Below are 20086 nucleotides of genomic sequence, written 5' to 3' on the forward strand. Positions count from 1 at the left end.
CCCTCCCCGTCCGCCCCCCTCTTGTCGCGAACATCCCGGCGTTCTATCGTCTGCGCTATCGCTACGATGTATCGACTCGATACATCGGCGAGAGATAAGCTGAGAGACGACGGAGGATCCGCGCACCGGCCCGGCCGCCGGTGCGCGGAACGACGCGCGAGACGACGAGACAAGACGCGACCAAGACGCGACAAGGGGGTGACGGCGATGGGGAGACGTTCGGGCATCCTGGAGTTCGCCGTCCTCGGGCTGCTCCGCGAGTCCCCGATGCACGGTTACGAGCTGCGCAAGCGGCTCAACACCTCGCTGGGTGTCTTCCGCGCCTTCAGCTACGGCTCCCTCTATCCCTGTCTGAAGACGCTGGTCCAGCGGGGATGGTTGGCCGAGGAGCCCGGTGAGGCGTCCGAGGAGTCCCTCGCGGCACTCGCCGGCCGCAGAGCAAAGATCGTCTACCGGCTGACGGCCGAGGGCAAGGAGCACTTCGAGGAGCTCCTCGCCCAGACCGGACCGGACACCTGGGAGGACGAGCACTTCGGCGTCCGCTTCGCCTTCTTCGGCCAGACCTCGCGGGACGTACGGATGCGGGTGCTGGAAGGCCGCCGCAGCCGTCTGGAGGAGCGCCTGGCCAGGATGCGCGCCTCCCTGGCCCGTACGGGCGAGCGCCTGGACGACTACACCCTCGAACTCCAGCGGCACGGCATGGAGTCCGTGGAGCGCGAGGTCCGCTGGCTCAACGAGCTCATCGAGAGCGAGCGGGTAGGGCGCGATCAGCACCGGGGGGACACCCCGCCCGATCCGTCCGACGACACCACCAAGTGAGGGTCCGCAGCGCCGCGGGTCCTCGTCGAGAATCACTGAGAAAACACAGGGAGCAACCGCCAATGGGTTCGGTTCGCGTAGCCATCGTCGGCGTGGGCAACTGCGCCGCCTCGCTGGTGCAGGGCGTCGAGTACTACAAGGACGCCGACCCGAAGAGCCGCGTGCCGGGTCTGATGCACGTGCAGTTCGGTGACTACCACGTCTCGGACGTCGAGTTCGTGGCCGCGTTCGACGTGGACGCCAAGAAGGTCGGCCTGGACCTGGCCGACGCCATCGGTGCCAGCGAGAACAACACCATCAAGATCTGCGACGTGCCCAGGACCGGGATCACCGTCCAGCGCGGTCACACCCTGGACGGGCTGGGCAAGTACTACCGCGAGACGATCGAGGAGTCCGCCGAGGAGCCGGCCGACGTCGTCCAGGTCCTCAAGGACCGCCAGGTCGACGTCCTGGTCTGCTACCTGCCGGTGGGGTCCGAGGACGCCGCGAAGTTCTACGCGCAGTGCGCCATCGACGCCAAGGTGGCCTTCGTCAACGCCCTGCCCGTCTTCATCGCCGGCACCAAGGAGTGGGCGGACAAGTTCACCGAGGCCGGTGTCCCGATCGTCGGCGACGACATCAAGTCCCAGGTGGGCGCCACCATCACGCACCGCGTGCTGGCCAAGCTCTTCGAGGACCGCGGTGTCGTCCTGGACCGCACGATGCAGCTCAACGTCGGCGGCAACATGGACTTCAAGAACATGCTGGAGCGCGACCGCCTGGAGTCCAAGAAGATCTCCAAGACCCAGGCCGTCACCTCCCAGATCCCCGACCGCGACCTGGGCGAGAACAACGTCCACATCGGCCCGTCGGACTACGTGGCCTGGCTGGACGACCGCAAGTGGGCCTACGTCCGGCTGGAGGGCCGCGCCTTCGGCGACGTCCCGCTGAGCCTGGAGTACAAGCTGGAGGTCTGGGACTCCCCCAACTCCGCCGGTGTCATCATCGACGCCCTGCGCGCCGCGAAGATCGCCAAGGACCGCGGCGTGGGCGGCCCGGTGCTCTCCGCCTCCTCGTACTTCATGAAGTCCCCGCCGGTCCAGTACTTCGACGACGAGGCCCGGGAGAACGTGGAGAAGTTCATCCGCGGCGAGGTGGACCACTGACGGAACACGGCCGACGGGCGCCGGCGGGAACACGGCGGCCGCGTGCCGTACGGCCGGCGCGGTCGCACCGCGGCCGTGGGTGACCGCCGGTGAACGGCGAGGGGCCCGGACACGATGTGTCCGGGCCCCTCGCCGTGTCCGTGCGCGGTACGGGCGGCTCAGTGCTCGACCAGCCGGTCGTACAGCGTCGTGGTGTGCCGCAGGGTCGCCGGCAGCTCGTCGCCGACCTGCGGCTCCGCCGCCTCCTCCGGCACGAACAGGATCGACACCTGCATGTGCGGCGGCTCCGCGAACCAGCGCTGCTTGCCGTCCCACAGGAACGGCGACAGATGGCGGTTGACCGTCGCCAGCCCGGCCCGCGCCACGCCCTTGGCCCGCGGCGTCACCCCGTGCACGTTCCTCGGGGCCTCCAGGCCCACCCCGTGCGAGGTGCCGCCCGCGACGACCACCAGCCAGCCGTCCCCCGGCGTCTTCTGCTGGCGGTAGCCGAACCGGTCGCCCCGGGCGACCCGCGTCACGTCCAGCACCGAGCCCCGGTACTGGGTCGCCCCGTGGTCCCCCAGCCACAGCCGCGTCCCGATCCGGGCCCGGAACCGGGTCTGGGGGAACTGCAGCCGCAGCCGCTCGAACTCCTCCGGCTTCAGATGGCTGACGTACATCGTCTCCAGCGGCAGCCGGGCGGCCCGCAGCCGGTCCATCCAGCCGATGACCTCGTCCACCGCGTCGGTGCCGTCGGTGCGGTCCAGCGGCAGATGGATCGCGAAGCCCTCCAACCGGACGTCGTCGATCGCGGCGCGCAGCTTGCCGAGGTCCTCCGCCAGCACCCCGTGCCGCTTCATCGAGCTCATCACCTCGATGACGACCCGCGCCCCCACCAGCGCGTTCACCCCGTCCACCGAGGAGACCGTGCGGATCGCCCGGCTCGGCAGCGGCACGGGCTCCTCACCGCGCCGGAAGGGGGTGAGCACCAGCAGGTCACCGCTGAAGAAGTCCTTCATGCGGGCGGCCTCGTAGGTGGTGCCCACCGCGATGACGTCCGAGTCGAACCGGGTGACCTCCTCGGCCAGCCGCTCGTGGCCGAAGCCGTACCCGTTGCCCTTGCAGACCGGCACCAGGCCCGGGAACTGCTGCAGCACCGTCCGCTGGTGCGCCCGCCAGCGTTCGGTGTCGACGTAGAGGGAGAGCGCCATGGACGTAGGGAACCTTTCTCGTCGGTCCGGCAGGTCCTCCCGGAGGAGATCCGCCGAACGCACGGGGGAGTCGGGCGTCAGCGGCGCGACATGTAGATGTCGAGCGCCTTGTGCAGCAGCTTATTGAGCGGAAAGTCCCACTCGCCGAGATACTCCGCGGCCTGCCCGCCGGTGCCCACCTTGAACTGGATCAGACCGAAGAGGTGGTCGCCGTCGTCCAGCGAGTCGCTGATGCCGCGCAGGTCGTACACGCTCGCCCCGAGCGCGTAGGCGTCCTGGAGCATCCGCCACTGCATGGCGTTCGACGGGCGGACCTCCCGCTTGTGGTTCGCCGACGCGCCGTAGGAGTACCACACGTGTCCGCCCACGATCAGCATGGTGGCCGCGGCCACCGCCTCGCCCTCGTGCATGGCGAAGTACAGGCGCATCCGGTTGGGGTCCTCGGCGTTCAGCGCCTTCCACATCCGCTCGAAGTACGCCAGCGGACGGGGCCGGAACCGGTCGCGCTCGGCGGTGACCTCGTACAGCCGCTGCCAGGCGGGCAGATCGTCGTAGCCGCCCTGGACGACCTCGACGCCCGCCTTCTCGGCCTTCTTGATGTTGCGCCGCCACAGCTGGTTGAAGCCCTTGTGCACCTCGTCGAGCGTCCGGCCCTCCAGCGGCACCTGGAAGACGTAGCGCGGCTGCACGTCGCCGAAGCCGGCGCCGCCGTCCTCGCCCTGCTGCCAGCCCATGCGGCGCAGCCGGTCGGCGACCTCGAAGGCGCGCGGCTCGATGTGGGTGGCCTCCACGTCCCGCAGCCGTTTGACGTCCGGGTTCTGGATGCCCGACTTGACCGCGGCGGCGTCCCAGCGCCGGATCACCACCGGCGGGCCCATCTTCACCGAGAACGCGCCCTTGGCCTTCAGATGCGCCAGCATCGGGCGCAGCCACTCCTCCAGGTTCGGCGCGAACCAGTTGATCACCGGCCCCTCGGGCAGATAGGCCAGATAGCGTTTGACCTTGGGCAACTGCCGGTACAGCACCAGGCCGGCCCCGACCAGCTCACCGTTCGCGTCGAACCAGCCGAGGTTCTCCGAGCCCCACTCGGCCTTCACGTCCGCCCACGCCGGGACCTGCATGTGGCTGGCCGAGGGCAGGCTCCGGATATACGCCAGGTGCTGCTCGCGACTGATCGTCCTCAGGGTCAAGCTCATACGGGGCGCTCCTCCGGCGTACTTCGCAGGGTCTGGCGCGAAGCCTACTGCGGCCGGAAGGAGCCCCGCTGCGATCCGGCGGGCGCGGGCCGGGGGCCGGAAGGACGCGTTCCGTCCGCCCGTCCGCTGCCCGCCGGGCGCCCGCGGGCCGGCTGTCAGCCGCCGACCAGACCGCCGTTCCACATCCCGACGAAGAACCCGAGTGCTGCCGCCACCATGCCGACGACCAGCACGAACCGCTCCTCGGTGGTCGCCGAGATCATCTGGCCCCAGCCGCCGGCGACCACGCCCAGCAGTCCGGCCCAGGACGTGATGACGTGCAGCCCCGGGAAGAAGGCCGTGACGACCGCCACCAGGGCGAGCACCGCCGTCGCCGCGACGAGGCGGTTCTCGACCGGATGGGCCCGGCCGTCGCTGTTGAGGACCGAGGAGAGCGTGGAGAGCGCTTTCCTCCGCCGTACCGTCTGCGCCATGGGGCACCTCCTGCCGACGTGTCCCCGGGTCGCCCGGAGAGCCCGGATCATGCGTGTACGGGGCGCGGCGCCGGGCGGCGCCGTCCACATCCCCTCTGTCCAGATTGCGGCTGATGTCCACCGGATTTCAACCGGAGTCCCGCGGCGGGTACTGTGTACTGTCCGCGCGGTGTCCGCCCGGCTCGTGCCGTCTCCGGGAAAGCCCCCGGGAATGTCGGTGCCGGCCGGTACCGTGTCGAACGGTTTCACGCATCAAGACCCTCCTGCCACGGAACGACCGTGGCCGCCGAGTCCAGAGGAGGTGGGTTCCACATGCGTCACTACGAGGTGATGGTCATCCTCGACCCCGATCTCGAGGAGCGCGCTGTCTCCCCGCTGATCGAGAACTTCCTTTCCGTCGTCCGCGAGGGCAACGGGAAGGTCGAGAAGGTCGACACCTGGGGCCGTCGTCGTCTCTCGTACGAGATCAACAAGAAGCCCGAGGGCATCTACTCGGTCATCGACCTGCGGGCCGAGCCCGCGGTCGTCAAGGAGCTCGACCGTCAGATGAACCTGAACGAGTCGGTTCTGCGGACCAAGGTCCTCCGCCCCGAGACCCACTGAGCACCCGCCCGGCGGGCTCAGCGGATCCGAACGGGAACCGGTAGCCCACCGGAGTCGAGGGCGTCCGACCCCTGTGGCGCCCTCACAGCACCACCAGCAGCCAGCAGCACCCGCCGAGAGGTTCACCCATGGCAGGCGAGACCGTCATCACGGTCGTCGGCAATCTCGTCGACGACCCCGAGCTGCGCTTCACCCCCTCCGGTGCGGCGGTCGCGAAGTTCCGCGTCGCGTCCACCCCCCGCACCTTCGACCGCCAGACCAACGAGTGGAAGGACGGCGAGAGCCTCTTCCTGACCTGCTCGGTCTGGCGGCAGGCGGCCGAGAACGTCGCCGAGTCCCTCACCCGGGGCACCCGCGTCATCGTGCAGGGCCGTCTCAAGCAGCGCTCGTACGAGGACCGCGAGGGCATCAAGCGCACGGTCTACGAGCTGGACGTCGACGAGGTCGGCGCCAGCCTGCGCAACGCCACGGCCAAGGTCACCAAGACCACCGGCCGCGGTGGCCAGGGTGGCGGCGGCTGGGGCGGCGGTCCCGCCGGCCCCGGCGGTCAGCAGGGCGGCGGCGGCCAGCAGGGCGGCGCCCCCGCGGGCGACCCGTGGGCCACGGGTGCCCCGGCCGGCGGCGGCCAGGGCGGTGGCGGCGGCTGGGGCGGCGGCTCCGGTGGCTCCGGTGGTGGCTACTCGGACGAGCCGCCCTTCTGACCGGTCCGCGAGGACCGGGGAGGGCTGTGCTCACCGGTGTCCACCGGCACAGAACTTCTTGAATCAAACGGAGAGAGACAATGGCGAAGCCGCCTGCTCGCAAGCCGAAGAAGAAGGTTTGCGTGTTCTGCAAGGAAAAGATCAAGTACGTCGACTACAAGGACACGAACCTGCTGCGGAAGTTCATCTCCGACCGCGGCAAGATCCGTGCCCGCCGGGTCACCGGCAACTGCACCCAGCACCAGCGCGACGTCGCCACGGCCGTGAAGAACAGCCGTGAGATGGCGCTGCTGCCCTACACCTCGACCGCTCGCTAAGGAAGGGATGACCGAATCATGAAGATCATCCTGACCAACGAGGTCTCCGGTCTCGGCAACGCCGGCGACGTCGTCGAGGTGAAGGACGGGTACGCCCGCAACTACCTGCTCCCCCGCGGATTCGCGATCCGCTGGACCAAGGGCGGGGAGAAGGACGTCGAGCAGATCCGCCGCGCCCGCAAGATCCACGAGATCGCCACGATCGAGCAGGCCAACGAGATCAAGGGCCGGATCGAGGGCCTCACGGTGCGCCTGAAGGTCCGTGCCGGGGAGCAGGGCCGGCTGTTCGGCTCCGTCACCCCGGCCGACATCGCCTCGGCGGTGAAGAACGCGGGCGGCCCGGACGTCGACAAGCGCCGCATCGAGCTCGGCTCGCCGATCAAGACCCTGGGCTCGCACCAGGTGACGGTCCGCCTCCACCCGGAGGTCAGCGCCAAGGTCGGCGTCGAGGTCGGCGCCGCCTGACGGCCGGCTCCGGATCCGCGGCACCCGCGGACCGGCAGGCGGTACCGAGCGGTACGTAAGCAGGGCCGCGATCCCCGCACGGCGGGGGTCGCGGCCCTGCGGCGTTCCCCGTCGTGCTCCCCACGGCGTTTCCCGGAACGCTCCACCGCCGGCCGCCAGGTCAGGCCCGTACCGCCCCGGTGACGATCCAGCGCCCCGAGCGGGCCCGCAGCCACAGGGTGACCAGCCGGACCGCCATCGCCAGTCCGCCCACCGCCCACCACAGCGCGGTCAGCCCGCCGCCCAGCGCCGGCACGGCCAGCGCCACCGGCGCGAACAGCACCAGTGTCAGCAGCATCGCCCAGGCCAGATACGGCCCGTCGCCCGCGCCCAGCAGCACCCCGTCCAGCACGAACACCACCCCCGCCACCGGCGCGGTCACCGCCACCACCAGCAGCGCGGGCGTCAGCCGGTCGTGCACCGAGGTGTCCGGGGTGAACAGCGGCAGCAGCAGCGGCCGTACGGCGACCAGCACCACCCCCAGCACCACCCCGGACACCACGCCCCAGCGCACCATCCGGCGGCAGGCCGCCCGCGCCCCGGCCGCGTCCCCCGCGCCCAGATACCGGCCGATGATCGCCTGCCCGGCGATGGCGATCGCGTCGAGGGCGAGGGCGAGCAGCGTCCACAGGGTCAGCACGATCTGGTGGGCGGCCACCTCGGCGTCCCCCAGCCGCGCCGCCACGGCCGTCGCGATCACCAGCACGGCGCGCAGCGACAGCGTGCGGACCAGCAGCGGCACCCCGGCCCGGCCACTGGCCCGGATCCCGGCGGCGTCCGGCCGCAGCGAGGCCCCGTACCGCCGGGCGCCCCGGACCACCACGGTCAGGTAGACGGCCGCCATCGCGCACTGGGCGAGCACCGTGCCCCAGGCCGAGCCGGCGATGCCCAGCCCGGCGCCGTAGACCAGCACCACGTTGAGCACGGCGTTGGCGGAGAAGCCGCCGACGGCCACGTACAGCGGGGTCCGGGTGTCCTGGAGCCCGCGCAGCACCCCGGTGGCCGCGAGCACGACGAGCATCGCCGGAATGCCCAGCGCACTGATCCGCAGATAGGTGACGGCGTACGGCGAGGCGGTGTCCGACGTCCCGAAGGCGTCGACCAGCGCGGGAGCGGCCGGCAGCACGGCGGCCACCACCACCGCGCCGAGCAGCAGCGCCAGCCAGATGCCGTCCATGCCCTGACGGATCGCGGCGGACAGGTCCCCGGCCCCGAGCCGGCGGGCGACGGCGGCGGTGGTGCCGTAGGCGAGGAAGACGAAGACGTTCACGCCCGTCGTCAGCAGGGTGGCGGCGACCCCGAGCCCGGCGAGCTGCGGGGTGCCGAGATGGCCGACGATCGCGCTGTCGGCCATGACGAACAGGGGCTCCGCGACGAGCGCGCCGAGGGCGGGGAGCGCCAGCGAGACGATCTCGCGGTCGTGGCGGCGTGCCGAGGCGCGGTCGGCGGCGGGCGGCGCTTGTGTCATGGTCCGATCCAAACATCCACAAGTAACAGTTGCAAGCCGCGCCGGACTCTTACACGTGCTTACCCGGGGTGAGATCCTCTGCGCCGTTTGTCGCCACCTCACCCCCGCGGGGAAAGTTTTTCTCCTGCACAGCCGGTGGACGGCGAAACAGCAGCTCAGAGGCTGTGTACAAGACAGGGGACCGACTTCTCCACAGCTCCGTCCCCCGCCTCGTGCACAGGAATCGCCGACTTCTCCACAGGCTCCGCCGAGTCATCCACACAGCTTGTGGATAACCGAGTTGGCTCCGGCCTTCCACAGCCCTACCGTGGTCCGGCGCCCGCCCCGCGTTCCCCTCCGCTTCGCCGTGTGTTCGGTGTGTCCGGCGTGCCCGGCTCGCCGTGACCGGCCGGCAGCCGGGAGGGGCCGGTCCGGGGGCCGACTGTCAGAGCCGTGCCGTAGGAATGAGGGGCACGGCGAGAGGAACGGGAGGAGGTGGCGGGATGACGCAGCCCGAGCACGTCGAGAGCCCGGCACCCGGCTACGCGCCCGGCACGGCGGGCGCCGGACCGGGAGACCACCTGCCCGCCTCCCGCCGGCACCGCGGCCCGGCACCGGACGGCGACCGCCACGACCGGCCCGACCGCCACGACCACGGCCCCGAAGCCTGGCCGACGGGCCCGTCCGGCGCGGCGGGCCCGATGGGCTCCTTCGAGCGCCTGCCCCCGCAGGACCTCGACGCCGAGCAGTCCGTCCTCGGCGGCATGCTGCTGTCCAAGGACGCCATCGCGGACGTGGTGGAGACCCTCCAGGGCCAGGACTTCTACAAACCGGCCCACGAGACGATCTACCAGGCCGTCCTCGACCTGTACGCCAAGGGCGAGCCCGCCGACCCCATCACGGTCGCCGCCGAGCTGACCAGACGCGGCGAGATCTCCAGAGTCGGCGGCCCCGGCTACCTTCACTCCCTGGTGCAGACGGTCCCCACCGCCGCCAACGCCCAGTACTACGCGGAGATCGTCCACGAGCGCGCCGTCCTGCGCCGGCTGGTCGAGGCGGGCACCCGCATCACCCAGATGGGGTACGCGGCCGACGGCGACGTCGACGAGATCGTCAACTCCGCCCAGGCGGAGATCTACGCCGTCACCGAGCAGCGCACCGCGGAGGACTACCTCCCGCTGGCCGACATCATGGAGGGCGCGCTCGACGAGATCGAGGCGATCGGCTCGCGCAGCGGACAGATGTCGGGCGTCCCGACGGGCTTCACCGATCTGGACTCCCTCACCAACGGGCTCCACCCGGGCCAGATGATCGTCATCGCGGCACGGCCCGCGATGGGAAAGTGCGTTACGAGCCGGACGAAACTGGTCGAGGCGCGTACGGGTGAGCGCATCACCGTGGCGGAGTTCGTCCGCCGCGGCCGAGCCGGTGAGCAACTGGAGGTCCACACACTCGGGGACGACTGGAAGCTGCGCGGCGTCCGGCCCTCGGATTTCATCCCCAACGGCCGCCGCGCGGTCCTGCGGCTGACCACCCGACTGGGCCGTGCGATCTCCGCCACCCCCAACCACCCGTTCCGCACGCTGCGCGGCTGGGTCCCACTGGAGGAGCTGCGGCCGGGGGACCGGATCGCCGTCGCCCGCGAGCTTCCCGCCGGGCCGTCCGCCGAACTGCCGAGCGCGCTGGTGGCGTTGACGGCCTACCTGCTGGGCGACGGCAGCCTCGAGGGCCCCACGCCCCGGCTCACCGCCTGTTCGGCGGCCGTGCGCGCGGACGCCGGTGTCTGGGCCCGGCAGTTGCTGCTGCGGGTGGCCCACGGTGTTCCCCGGGCATGCGGTGACCGTGACTGCGCCGACCGTGGGACAGGAGCTCACGAGCACCCCTCACGGCTGACCTTCGCCGCCGCCGCTTTGGGCGGCAACCAGCTCACCGCCCGGCTGGACGAGTGGGGGCTGACGGGTCGGGGAAGCCACGACAAGTTCGTCCCCGAGGTGTTCTTCCGGCTTCCCGAACGGCAGATCGCGCTCTTCCTCTCCCGTCTCTACGCCACGGACGGCTGGGCATGCGTCTCGAAGCCCGGGAACCAGCCCCAGATCGGCTACGGCACCGTCAGCGAGCGGCTGGCGCACGATGTGGCGCAGCTTCTGCTGCGGCTGGGCGTCGTGGCACAGGTGGTTCGCCGGACCGTCGGGTACCGGGGTGAGCGGCGGCCGGTCTTCCAGGTACTCATCCACGACCTGGACCAGATCCGGGCCTTCGCCGCCCGGGTCGGCATCTTCTCCAAGGAGCGGCAGCTCGCCGAGGTCCTGGAGAGTTCCGGGGAGCGCGCCTCCCGGCCGAACCTCGATCTGGTCCCGGGCGAGGTCTGGGACGTGATCAAGGCGGAGAAGGGCGGGATGAGCTGGGCCGAGGTCAGCACCCGTGCGGGGCGTCCGCGCAACCACAACTGGCGTGTGGGGCAGCGGGTCAGCCGCTCCCGGCTGACGGAGCTCGGCAAGGCCCTGGAGTCCCGGGTGCTGCTCGACATCGCCGATTCGGACGTCTGGTGGGACGAAGTGGTGTCCGTGGTGCCGGACGGCGAGGCCGAGGTCTACGACCTGACGGTCGACGGCACACACAACTTCGTCGCGGACGGCATCGTCGTCCACAACTCCACCCTCGCCCTGGACTTCGCCCGGGCCTGTTCCATCAGGAACAACCTGCCCAGTGTGATCTTCTCGCTGGAGATGGGGCGCAACGAGATCGCGATGCGTCTGCTGTCGGCCGAGGCGCGGGTGGCGCTGCACCACATGCGGTCGGGCAGCATGACGGACGAGGACTGGAACCGGCTGGCGCGCCAGATGCCGGAGGTCACGGGCGCGCCGCTGTACATCGACGACTCGCCCAACCTGACGATGATGGAGATCCGCGCCAAGTGCCGCCGGCTGAAGCAGCGGAACGACCTGCGGCTGGTCGTCATCGACTACCTCCAGCTGATGCAGTCGGGCGGCTCGCGCCGTCCCGAGAGCCGGCAGCAGGAGGTCTCGGAGATGTCCCGGAATCTCAAGCTGCTGGCCAAGGAGCTGGAGGTGCCGGTGATCGCGCTCTCCCAGCTCAACCGCGGCCCGGAGCAGCGCACGGACAAGAAGCCGATGGTCTCGGATCTTCGTGAATCCGGTTCGATCGAGCAAGATGCCGATATGGTCATTCTCTTGCACCGTGAGGACGCCTACGAGAAGGAGTCCCCGCGGGCGGGCGAGGCGGACCTGATCGTGGCCAAGCACCGCAACGGTCCGACAGCGACGATCACGGTGGCGTTCCAGGGGCACTACTCGCGCTTCGTGGACATGGCCCAGACCTGACCGGCGTCCCGTAGGGCCTCAGAATCTTCGCCGCGTCCTGTCTGACCACGTTCTGCCGTCTCGGTGAGCTCGGTCTGGAAGCCGTTGGGCAACGCCTTGAGCCGGATCAGGCGGTGCTCGAGTGCCGGAACCCCGTCGCGTTCACCGATTAGCGGCCAGCACTGCCGCGAGGCCTTCTTGCAGGTCCTTGACGAAAAACTCGGGAACTTCCAGCGACGGGAAGTGTCCCCCGTTTTCGGGTGACCTCCATCGGACGATCTGTCGGTACCGCTCCTGTGCCCAGGAGCGCGGACACTTCTCGATGTCGCGGGGGTACATTGTGATTGCTGACGGGACGTCGACCCGTAGTTCGGGGTCCAGCGAGTTGTGGCTTTCGTAGTAAATGCGGGCCGCCGATGCGCCGGTCCGCGTCAGCCAGTACAGGGTGACGTCGTCGAGAACGCGGTCTCTGGAAATCGTCTCGAACGGGCTGTCCTCGGTGTCCGACCACTCGGCGAACTTGTCGAGGATCCAGGCAAGAAGCCCGACCGGTGAGTCGACGAGCGAGTAGCCGATGGTCTGCGGTCGGGTCGCCTGCTGCTTCGCGTACGCCGCGCGGTGACGCCAGAAATCGCGGGTTTCCTCGGTCCACCTGCGCTCGACTGCCGTCAGCCCGTCCGTTGTCAATCCGGGAGGCGCCTCCGCGAACAATGTGTGGATGCCGAGAACGTGCGCGGGGAACCTGCCGCCGAGAACCGTGGTGATATTCCCTCCCCAGTCGCCGCCGTGGGCTACGAACTTGCTGTAGCCGAGCCTTCCCATCAGGTCCACCCATGCGGCCGCGATCTTTTCGGTCCCCCATCCGGTGGTGGCCGGCTTGTCGCTGTAACCAAAGCCTGGCAGCGACGGGGCAACGACGTGGAACGCCGGCGCGTCCGCATCCTCCGGATCTGCCAGCTCGTCCACCACATCGATGAACTCGGCAATGCTGCCTGGCCAGCCGTGAGTCATGATCAGAGGAGTGGCGTCCGCACGCGCGGATCGGCGGTGCAGGAAGTGGATTCCCAGGTCGTCAATGGTCGTGCGGAACTGGCCGATTCGGTTGATGCGCTCCTCGAACGACCGCCAGTCGTACCCGGTGCGCCAGTAGTTCACGACATCAACGAGGTCGGCGAGCGGAACGCCCTGTTCCCATCGGCGGGGGCCGGGCGCGGCGCGATGGACCGTCTCGGCCTCCGGCAGCCGCGCCGCGGCCAGTCGCGCGCGCAGGTCGTCGAGGTCGGCGTCAGTTGCGTGGGCTTCAAATGCTTGCACGTCGCTGGTTGGACGGGGCATGAGACCTCCTGGCCATCGCGGAACCGGCTACGGCCTGCAGTGAACCGGCTATGACGGTTCTACTATGCCTTCACGTCTGAGCGCAACCGGCTAAGGTGGTTCCATGCGTGCTGACTTCCCTGACTTTCGCCTCGGTACCGTGCTGGCGACCAGCTTCACGGGGACTCTGTCGGAGCGTCATGGCGACGCTGTGGAGCGCATTCCCACGCCGCACCGACTCGTCGACTGGCTGGCGGTGTACGGCCTCGCCGTGGACTCCTGCACTACCGCCCAGCTCGAACTGGCTCGAGAGCTGAGGGAGTCGATCCACGCCGCCGCGACAGCGGCCGCGACCCAGGACGCTCTCCCTGCGTCCGCTGTCCAGGTCATCAATGACTGCAGCGCTCAGGGTCGGGCGGCGGCGATCCTGACGCCCGAGGGCAAGCGGCGATGGCGGCTCAGCTCGGCTTCCCGTGTGGAAGACGCCCTCAGTGTGATCGCCGCCGACGCGATCAGCATCATCGCAGGCGAACGAGACGGAAGACTGGCCTTGTGCGCATCGCCAACCTGCCGAGCTGCCTTCTTCGACACCAGTCAGAGCCGCACCCGCAAATGGTGCGACATGAACACATGCGGGAATCGTCAGAAGAAGGCGCGCTTCAATGCCAACCGGCGCAAAAACTCCAGATCAGCGGAGTGACCGTTACCTCGGTACATCCGAGTGGTCCCCACGCCTGCGGCGAAAACCCCGCCCCTCGAACCTGCCGCCTCCTGATGGTCCTGGACGGAGACGACCCGGTGGGCTGGATACGTACGTCGTGACACCTTCGCCCTCATCACCCACTGGGGAACCCTCCACCACGTCCGAACTCGCACCGGCAGGCGTGGGCAGGGCATCGGCATCGCCCTGACGAAGGAAGCCCACGCTGTCGCTCGTGACGAGATGGGGCTTGAACGGCTGCCCCTGGCAGCACACGCCGTGGTTGGACTGGAGACCTTCCACGGACGGCTCGGCTGGAAGGAGATCCGGCGCCGGCCGGGAGCGCTTCGACTCGGACCGGGTGACGGCCGCGACGAGGTCCTCATGTTCCTCGAACTCGGGGCTGAGGAAGTGACGCGTTCCTGAGACAGCAACTCGGCGACATGGCCTGAGACAGCGAGAAGAACCGCAGGTCACAGAGATTCCACCTGACAGCGAAGCCGAGAACCCACAACCCTTTGCAGGCTCGCGTCTCCGGTGTCCCTCCCGTCTGCGGTGGCCTTCTTCCGGCCCAGGGGACGAGGGGGGTGAGACGAACTACCGCCCGGTCGTCCGGAGCGGGACGGCATCTCGCTCTCAGGGGGAGTCCTTGTAGCGGGCGGCGACCGCGGCGGCGCGATTGCGCAGGGAGGTGCGCAACGACTGCGGGGCCAGGGCCTCCGCGTCCGTGCCGAGCTGCCACAGCGCCCATTCGGCGTGCCGTGGGTCCTGGAAGGTCACCTCCAGCCGCAGCCGGCCGTCCGCGTCGGGGTCGGGCTCCTCCGTGCGGACGGCCAGCGCGGTGTCCAGCAGGTCCTCCCGCCGCACCGGGTCCACCCGTACCAGCACGGTGATGCGGTCGCCGGAGAGAAACCGTGCGGAGCGTTCCCGCCAGATCCGGTCCAGATCGACCCGGTCCGGCCGCTGTGCCGTTTCGGGGAGCTCCTCGGCGGCCAGCACCCGCGACAGCCGATGGGTGCGGTCCTCACCGGATCTCGTGGCCAGCAGGTAGCCCCGGCCGCGTACGGTGACCAGGCCGATCGGGTCCACCGTGCGCCACTGCGGTGTCCGGCCTGCGGCCGCGTAGTGGATGCGCAGCTTGTGTCCGGCGAGCACCGCGCGCCGGACCTCGGTCATCGTGGTGCCGGGCACCTCCTCGGTGACCAGCCGACGCGAGAGCAGGTCGGTCTCCGGGTCGACGAGAAAACGCTGGACCGCGTCGCTCGCGGTGGTCCGGTGGCTTTCGGGCAGCGCGTCGACGACCTTCCGCATGGCCGAGGCGAACGCCGAGCCGAGGCCGAACACCCGCTCGCCGCGTCCTGGTCCGGCGGCCAGCAGGGCAAGGACCTCGTCGTGGTTCAGACCGGTGAGCTCGGTCCGGAAACCGGGCGACAACGCGAAACCGCCGTGCCGGCCGCGTTCGGCGTAGACCGGGACGCCGGCCGTGGACAGCGCGTCGATGTCGCGCAGCACGGTGCGGGTGGACACCTCCAGCTCGCGGGCCAGCGTGTCCGCCGTCAGCCGGCCGCGCTGACGCAGCAGCACCAGCGAGACCAACCGGTCGGCGCGCATGCGAGGACTTTATCGGAATACGTGACCAGGGATGTCCTGGTTTGTTGGGAGGCTCGTCGACACGACGCCGAGGCCGGCGGCTGCCGAGCCGGTGGACGTACGTACTCCCAGTGAACCGAATGGAGCTGATGCGGCAATGGAGCGAACCGCGGTCAACCCGGTGACGTGGTCGGTGGAGAGGGGACTCAACCAGGGCGAGGTCGTCTCCGGGCACACCCGGTCCCTGTACATCTCGGGACAGACCGCGATGAGCGAGGACGGCAGACCCCGGCACGACGGTGACATGGCGGCGCAGTTGGCGCTGAGCACCGACAACCTGGAGGCCGTGCTCGGCAAGGCCGGCATGTCTCTCGCGAACCTCGTCCGGCTCAACGTCTACACGACCGACGTCGATCTGCTCCTGCGGCACTACGGCGCACTGGCGGCGCGGTTGGGCGCCGCCGGGGTGGCGCCGACCAGCACGCTGCTCGGGGTGACGCGGCTGGCGATCCCCGGCCAGCTGGTCGAGTTCGAGGGGACCGCCGTCGCGTGAGGTGACCTCGCCGCCTCTGCTGCCGGTGCCGGCCGGACCTGCACGAGCAGTGGGCAGAGGCCCGCCTGCTGCTCGGCGTACGTCAGCGCCGCGGTGTCCGTGGACCCGAGTACGCCCCGGCCGCGGCGGTCCCGAGCGGGGCCGGCCGCGGCCCGGGCAGGCGGGCCCGGGATGGCAGGAAGGGTGGGGTGCTCGTCATTGCGGCCACCGCGGCCGGGGCGAAGGATGGCTGCCATGACGCGGAAATCCGTGCTGGTCGTCCTCTTCGACGGCGTGCAGAGTCTCGATGTGACCGGCCCCGTGGAGGTGTTCACGGGTGCCGGGCGCCACAGCGGGGATCCCTACGAGCTCCGCACCGCCTCGCCCGACGGCGCCCCCGTCCGTACCTCGAGCGGTCTCACCCTCGTCCCGGACGGCGCGCTGTCCGGGGCTTCCGGGGCCGGGGCGCCGCACACCCTGCTCGTCCCGGGCGGCAGCGGCACCCGCCGCCCCGACCCCCGGCTGGTCGACTGCTCGCGGCCGCCGGGCTGCTCAAGGGCCGCCGCGCCACCTCGCACTGGCTGACCCTCGGCGAACTCGCCGCGTTCGGCGCCGAGCCGACCGGCGAACGCGTCGTCGTGGACGGCGGGTTCATCACCGCGGCCGGGGTCTCCGCCGGGATCGACATGGGCCTCGCCCTGGTCGGCAGGATCGCCGGCGACGAGCACGCGCAGGCCGTCCAGCTGATGACCGAGTACGACCCCCGGCCGCCGTACGACGCGGGCTCGCCGCAGAAGGCCCCCGCCGCGCTCGTCGGCAGGCTCCGGGCCGAGAGCCGGCTCGTTCTCCGGTAGTCCGGCCCGGTGCCGGGCGCCGCGGCACCGGCCGGTGCGGTGGCGGCCTTCACGGAGTGGGGCGCCCCGCAGGTGCTGTACCCCACCGGCCCCGGCGGCACGGGGGCGCGGCCTTGAGGCCGGTGGGCGGGGGAGTGTCAGTGGCCGGTGTCATGCTGCCGGCATGACATCGCACCCGGGGGCTCCGTGGACTCTCGCCGATCTCGACCGTGCCCTGCGCGGCAGCTGGGCCGCCGACACCTGCTGCTCCTCGGACGTCACCCGTATCGAGTGGAGTCCGGACAACCCGGCCTGGGGCCACTGCGACATCACCGCCCTGGTCGTCCACGACCTGTTCGGCGGTGAGCTGGTGGTCGGGGAGGTGTTCCACGAGGGCCGGCAGGAGGGCCACCACTGGTGGAACCGGCTGCCGAGCGGTGTGGAGCTCGATCTGACCCGTGAGCAGTTCCGCCGGGGCGAGACGGTGACCGGGGCGCGGGGCGTCGAGCGGCCCGTGGGGTCGTCGCACCGCCGCCGGGCGGAGTACCTGCTGCTGCGCGGCCGGGTCGCGGAGCGGCTCGGCCCGCTGCCGGGGGTGCCGGAGATACCGTCGGTGCCGTCGGCCGGGTGAGCGGGCCGCCGTACGGGGCGTGAAGGGAGTTGCCGGCGGGGTGTACGAGGAGTGGTGCTCGCGGCGGGTGGCCGGCGCGGTGGTGTGGCGCCGGGAGGCGCTGCCGGACGCCCGCCGGGTGCGGGTGCTGCCGGACGGGTGCACGGATCTGATCTGGACCGTCGGCGGGCTGCTGGTGGCCGGCCCCGACACCCGGGCCCAGCTGACAGGCGAGTCCCCCGGCACCGGCTATGTGGGCCTGCGCTTCGCGCCCGGCACCGGGCCGCGGGTGCTGGGCGTACCGGCGAACGAGCTGCGTGACGCGCGGGTGCCGCTGGACGCCCTCTGGCCGGAGCGCGAGGTGCGGGAGCTGGCCGAACGGGTGGCCGGGGCGCCGGATCCGGCCCGGGTGCTGGAGGAGGTGGCCGTGGGACGGCTGCGCCGGACGCCGGACGACCCGCCGGTGCGGGCGGTGGTGGAGCGGCTGCGCACCGGGGCGGGCGTCGCGGCGGTGGCGGACGCGGTCGGCCTGAGCGAGCGGCAGCTGTACCGCCGCTCGCTGGCGGCCTTCGGGTACGGGCCCAAGACGCTGGCCCGGGTGCTGCGGCTGGACGGTGCGCTGCGCCTGGCCCGCGCCGGGGTGCCGGCGGCGTCGGTCGCGGCCCGGGCCGGGTACGCCGACCAGGCGCATCTGTCACGCGAGGTCAGGGCGCTGGCCGGGGTTCAGCTCTCGGCGCTGCTGGCGGACTGAGTACCGGACTGAGCGTCGGGCCGGGTGCCGGACCGGTCCTCGGGCAGGGGCGCGAAGAGGGAGACGGCGTTGCCGTCGGGATCGAGGACGACGGCGTAGCGCTGCCCCCACACGGCGTCCCAGGGCGCCAGGTGTCCGGGGTGCCCGGCCCGGACCAGTTCGGCGTACTGCTCGTCGACGTCGGCCGGGTCGTCGCAGCGGAAGGCCAGTTCGACGCGGCCGCCGCCGCGGGGCGGGGTCCAGCCGGGGTCGAAGGAGCGGACGGTCTCCTCGGTGTCCCAGGCGATGCGCGGTCCGCCGGGCAGTGCGACCTCCACATGGGGCAGGTCGTCGGCGTCGGCGGGGATGTCCAGGCCGAGGCGGCGGTAGAACGCCAGCGAGGCGGCCAGGTCGGCGGTGACCAGGCCGATGAGATCGAATCGAGGTGCCATGCCGCCATGGTGGACGCCGGGGCGGCCTGGGGTCTTGAAGGAATCGGACATCCGGCGGAATCGGGTTCGGCGGACCGGGTGGGCTCGGTCGGTTCGGCGGGCTCGGGCCGGGGTCACCACACCGGGCGCAGTGGCGGCGGCCCCTCCGGGGCCATCTCGCGGATCAGCCGGGCCAGGTACCCGCGCACGGCGGTCAGCTCACCGTCCCGCGCGCCCATCCGGCCGGCCAGTTCGGCTTCCAGCCGGTGGAGGACGCGTCCGGCGACGGCCAGGTGTTCCTGGGCCCGGTCGGTCAGCGTCACCAGCTTCCGCCGCCCGCCCGCCGGGTGGGGTTCGCGGCGCAGATAACCGCGCCGTTCCAGGTCGTCGACGAGCTGGCCCGCGGCCTGTTTGGACACTCCCAGCCGTTCGGCCAGCTCGCTGCTGGTGGCGCCGCGCCGGCCCAGCGCCTGGAAGGCGAGGCCGTGAACGGGGCGGAGGTCGGCGTACCCCGCCTCGGCCAGCTGCTGGTTGAACTCGGCCAGCAGGAGCTGGAAGGCCATGCCGAACAGGTAGAGCAGTTCCGCTCGGGCGAGGGGGTCGTCGCTGTTGTCCACGGGAGACATGGTGACACATGTGAGTCAAGTTGCTTTACTCTCCTTGCAGTCCGAGTAAAGCAGCTTGACTCACATGTCGCCGAACACAGGAACCGAGGAGCAGCCGTGCACATCACCACTCCCTCCCCCGGGCTGGACGTCACCACCCCCAACGCCACCATGACGAGACTCGCCGCCCCCAGCCCGGGCAGCGGCGAGCTGAGCGTCCGGCGGGTGCGGATGACGCCCGGTGCCCGGGGTCCTGGAGTTCACCGTCGACCGCGAGCAGGTGTGGACGGTGACCTCCGGGGTCCTGGAGTTCACCGTCGGCGAGCGCACCGGGACCGCCGCCGCCGGGCAGGCGGTGACCGTACCGGCCGGTGCCGTACGGCGGATCCGCGCGGCCGGAGGCGCGGCCGGGGCCGGGGACGCCGGTACGGAGGCCGAGGCCCTGGTGGCCATGGCCTGCGGGGCCACCGTCGAAGTGGCGGGGAGCGGGGAGCGCGTCCGGCTGCCCTGGGCCGAATGACGTTTGCCGCGGGAGGGTTGGACGTAGGGTGCCGGTCATGAGCGACATCGGCATACGGCCCGCCGCGGCGGACGATCTGCGCGCCATCGTGGACATGCTCGCCGACGACCCACTGGGTGCCCGGCGGGAGTCGCCCGGCGACCTGGCCCCGTACCGCGCCGCCTGGAAGCGCATCGCCGCCGACCCGCAGCAGCACCTGGTCGTCGCGGAGCGTGCCGGTGACGGCCGGGTCGTCGGTACGCTCCAGCTCACCGTCATCCCCGGACTGTCGCGGTGCGGGGCGAGCCGCGCCCTCGTCGAGGCCGTCCGTGTCCACGCCGGCGAGCGCGGTTCAGGACTGGGCACCCGGCTGGTCGGGTGGGCCGTCGAGGAGGCTCGCCGGCAGGGCTGTGCCATGGTCCAGCTCACCTCCGACGCCACCCGCGCCGACGCCCACCGCTTCTACGAGCGACTGGGGTTCACCGCCTCGCACGTCGGGTTCAAGCTTGTGTTCTGAGCGTCCTGAG

Annotated in this window: 21 protein-coding genes and 1 pseudogene; 14 read left to right on the top strand and 8 right to left on the bottom strand. The window is 71.1% G+C overall.

The window, feature by feature from the left end:
- The first annotated feature begins 207 nt into the window (after positions 1–207).
- Both V1L54_RS08925 and V1L54_RS08930 read left to right on the top strand, forming a co-directional pair.
- A complete protein-coding gene (locus tag V1L54_RS08925; protein ID WP_100200854.1) occupies positions 208–819 on the top strand; it encodes a PadR family transcriptional regulator in 612 nt (203 codons plus the stop codon).
- 62 nt (positions 820–881) lie between these two features.
- Entirely contained in the window at positions 882–1964 is a 1083-nt protein-coding gene (locus tag V1L54_RS08930; protein WP_330117363.1) for an inositol-3-phosphate synthase, read from the top strand.
- Between the two features lie 158 nt (positions 1965–2122).
- Here the strand turns inward: V1L54_RS08930 and V1L54_RS08935 are convergent, their stop codons facing one another.
- The 3 genes from V1L54_RS08935 to V1L54_RS08945 form a co-directional block, all read right to left on the bottom strand.
- On the bottom strand, positions 2123–3154 hold the full coding sequence (locus V1L54_RS08935) for an alanine racemase (RefSeq protein ID WP_330117364.1): 1032 nt from the start codon (positions 3152–3154) through the stop codon (positions 2123–2125).
- 77 nt (positions 3155–3231) lie between these two features.
- Positions 3232–4350: a lipid II:glycine glycyltransferase FemX gene (locus V1L54_RS08940; RefSeq protein WP_330117365.1), complete on the bottom strand. Its 1119-nt coding sequence runs from the start codon at positions 4348–4350 to the stop codon at positions 3232–3234.
- Positions 4351–4505: 155 nt separating this feature from the next.
- Positions 4506–4823 (bottom strand): hypothetical protein, encoded by a 318-nt coding sequence (locus V1L54_RS08945; protein WP_330117366.1) that lies wholly within the window; start codon positions 4821–4823, stop codon positions 4506–4508.
- Positions 4824–5135: 312 nt separating this feature from the next.
- On the opposite strand from V1L54_RS08945, the gene rpsF reads away from it, so the two are divergent.
- The 4 genes from rpsF to rplI all read left to right on the top strand — a co-directional run bounded on the left by rpsF (position 5136) and on the right by rplI (position 6909).
- A complete protein-coding gene (gene rpsF / locus V1L54_RS08950; protein ID WP_100200859.1) occupies positions 5136–5426 on the top strand; it encodes a 30S ribosomal protein S6 in 291 nt (96 codons plus the stop codon).
- A gap of 128 nt (positions 5427–5554) precedes the next feature.
- Entirely contained in the window at positions 5555–6127 is a 573-nt protein-coding gene (locus V1L54_RS08955; protein WP_330117367.1) for a single-stranded DNA-binding protein, read from the top strand.
- A gap of 80 nt (positions 6128–6207) precedes the next feature.
- Positions 6208–6444 carry a 30S ribosomal protein S18 gene (gene rpsR / locus V1L54_RS08960; protein WP_027765513.1) on the top strand — a complete coding sequence of 79 codons (237 nt, stop codon included), beginning with the start codon at positions 6208–6210 and terminating at the stop codon, positions 6442–6444.
- Between the two features lie 18 nt (positions 6445–6462).
- Complete coding sequence (rplI, locus tag V1L54_RS08965; protein ID WP_330117368.1) at positions 6463–6909, top strand: 50S ribosomal protein L9; 447 nt, start codon at positions 6463–6465, stop codon at positions 6907–6909.
- A 160-nt stretch (positions 6910–7069) separates the two neighbouring features.
- Here the strand turns inward: rplI and V1L54_RS08970 are convergent, their stop codons facing one another.
- A complete protein-coding gene (locus tag V1L54_RS08970) occupies positions 7070–8416 on the bottom strand; it encodes an MATE family efflux transporter (RefSeq protein WP_330117369.1) in 1347 nt (448 codons plus the stop codon).
- Positions 8417–8898: 482 nt separating this feature from the next.
- Here V1L54_RS08970 and dnaB point away from each other — a divergent pair, with 482 nt between their 5' ends.
- Positions 8899–11736, top strand: coding sequence for a replicative DNA helicase (gene dnaB / locus V1L54_RS08975; RefSeq protein ID WP_330117370.1), 2838 nt, complete (start codon positions 8899–8901; stop codon positions 11734–11736).
- A 141-nt stretch (positions 11737–11877) separates the two neighbouring features.
- On the opposite strand, the gene V1L54_RS08980 is transcribed toward dnaB, so the two are convergent.
- Positions 11878–13050, bottom strand: a complete 1173-nt coding sequence (locus V1L54_RS08980) for an epoxide hydrolase family protein (protein ID WP_330117371.1) — start codon at positions 13048–13050, stop codon at positions 11878–11880.
- Between the two features lie 103 nt (positions 13051–13153).
- On the opposite strand from V1L54_RS08980, the gene V1L54_RS08985 reads away from it, so the two are divergent.
- Positions 13154–13729 carry a CGNR zinc finger domain-containing protein gene (locus tag V1L54_RS08985; RefSeq protein ID WP_330117372.1) on the top strand — a complete coding sequence of 192 codons (576 nt, stop codon included), beginning with the start codon at positions 13154–13156 and terminating at the stop codon, positions 13727–13729.
- A 636-nt stretch (positions 13730–14365) separates the two neighbouring features.
- Here the strand turns inward: V1L54_RS08985 and V1L54_RS08990 are convergent.
- On the bottom strand, positions 14366–15340 hold the full coding sequence (locus tag V1L54_RS08990) for a helix-turn-helix transcriptional regulator (RefSeq protein WP_330117373.1): 975 nt from the start codon (positions 15338–15340) through the stop codon (positions 14366–14368).
- A 136-nt stretch (positions 15341–15476) separates the two neighbouring features.
- Here V1L54_RS08990 and V1L54_RS08995 point away from each other — a divergent pair, with 136 nt between their 5' ends.
- The 4 genes and pseudogenes from V1L54_RS08995 (at position 15477) to V1L54_RS09015 (ending at position 18045) form a co-directional block, all read left to right on the top strand.
- On the top strand, positions 15477–15872 hold the full coding sequence (locus tag V1L54_RS08995) for a RidA family protein (protein WP_330117374.1): 396 nt from the start codon (positions 15477–15479) through the stop codon (positions 15870–15872).
- A gap of 234 nt (positions 15873–16106) precedes the next feature.
- Positions 16107–16591: pseudogene (locus V1L54_RS09000) on the top strand (DJ-1/PfpI family protein); the annotation flags it as partial.
- 277 nt (positions 16592–16868) lie between these two features.
- A complete protein-coding gene (locus tag V1L54_RS09010) occupies positions 16869–17315 on the top strand; it encodes a YunG family protein (protein WP_330117376.1) in 447 nt (148 codons plus the stop codon).
- A 40-nt stretch (positions 17316–17355) separates the two neighbouring features.
- Positions 17356–18045, top strand: coding sequence for a helix-turn-helix domain-containing protein (locus V1L54_RS09015; RefSeq protein WP_443076564.1), 690 nt, complete (start codon positions 17356–17358; stop codon positions 18043–18045).
- Here V1L54_RS09015 and V1L54_RS09020 read toward each other — a convergent pair.
- Entirely contained in the window at positions 18018–18527 is a 510-nt protein-coding gene (locus tag V1L54_RS09020) for a VOC family protein (protein ID WP_330117378.1), read from the bottom strand. The two genes, V1L54_RS09015 and V1L54_RS09020, sit on opposite strands and share 28 nt — an antisense overlap.
- Before the next feature lie 62 nt (positions 18528–18589).
- On the bottom strand, positions 18590–19081 hold the full coding sequence (locus V1L54_RS09025) for a MarR family winged helix-turn-helix transcriptional regulator (protein ID WP_330117379.1): 492 nt from the start codon (positions 19079–19081) through the stop codon (positions 18590–18592).
- A gap of 220 nt (positions 19082–19301) precedes the next feature.
- Between V1L54_RS09025 and V1L54_RS09030 the strand changes: the two genes are divergently transcribed.
- Complete coding sequence (locus tag V1L54_RS09030; protein WP_330117380.1) at positions 19302–19580, top strand: cupin domain-containing protein; 279 nt, start codon at positions 19302–19304, stop codon at positions 19578–19580.
- Positions 19581–19617: 37 nt separating this feature from the next.
- On the top strand, positions 19618–20076 hold the full coding sequence (locus V1L54_RS09035) for a GNAT family N-acetyltransferase (protein ID WP_330117381.1): 459 nt from the start codon (positions 19618–19620) through the stop codon (positions 20074–20076).
- The last annotated feature ends 10 nt before the right edge of the window (positions 20077–20086 follow it).

The sequence above is a fragment of the Streptomyces rubellus genome (assembly GCF_036323805.1).
Taxonomy (GTDB): Bacteria; Actinomycetota; Actinomycetes; order Streptomycetales; family Streptomycetaceae; genus Streptomyces.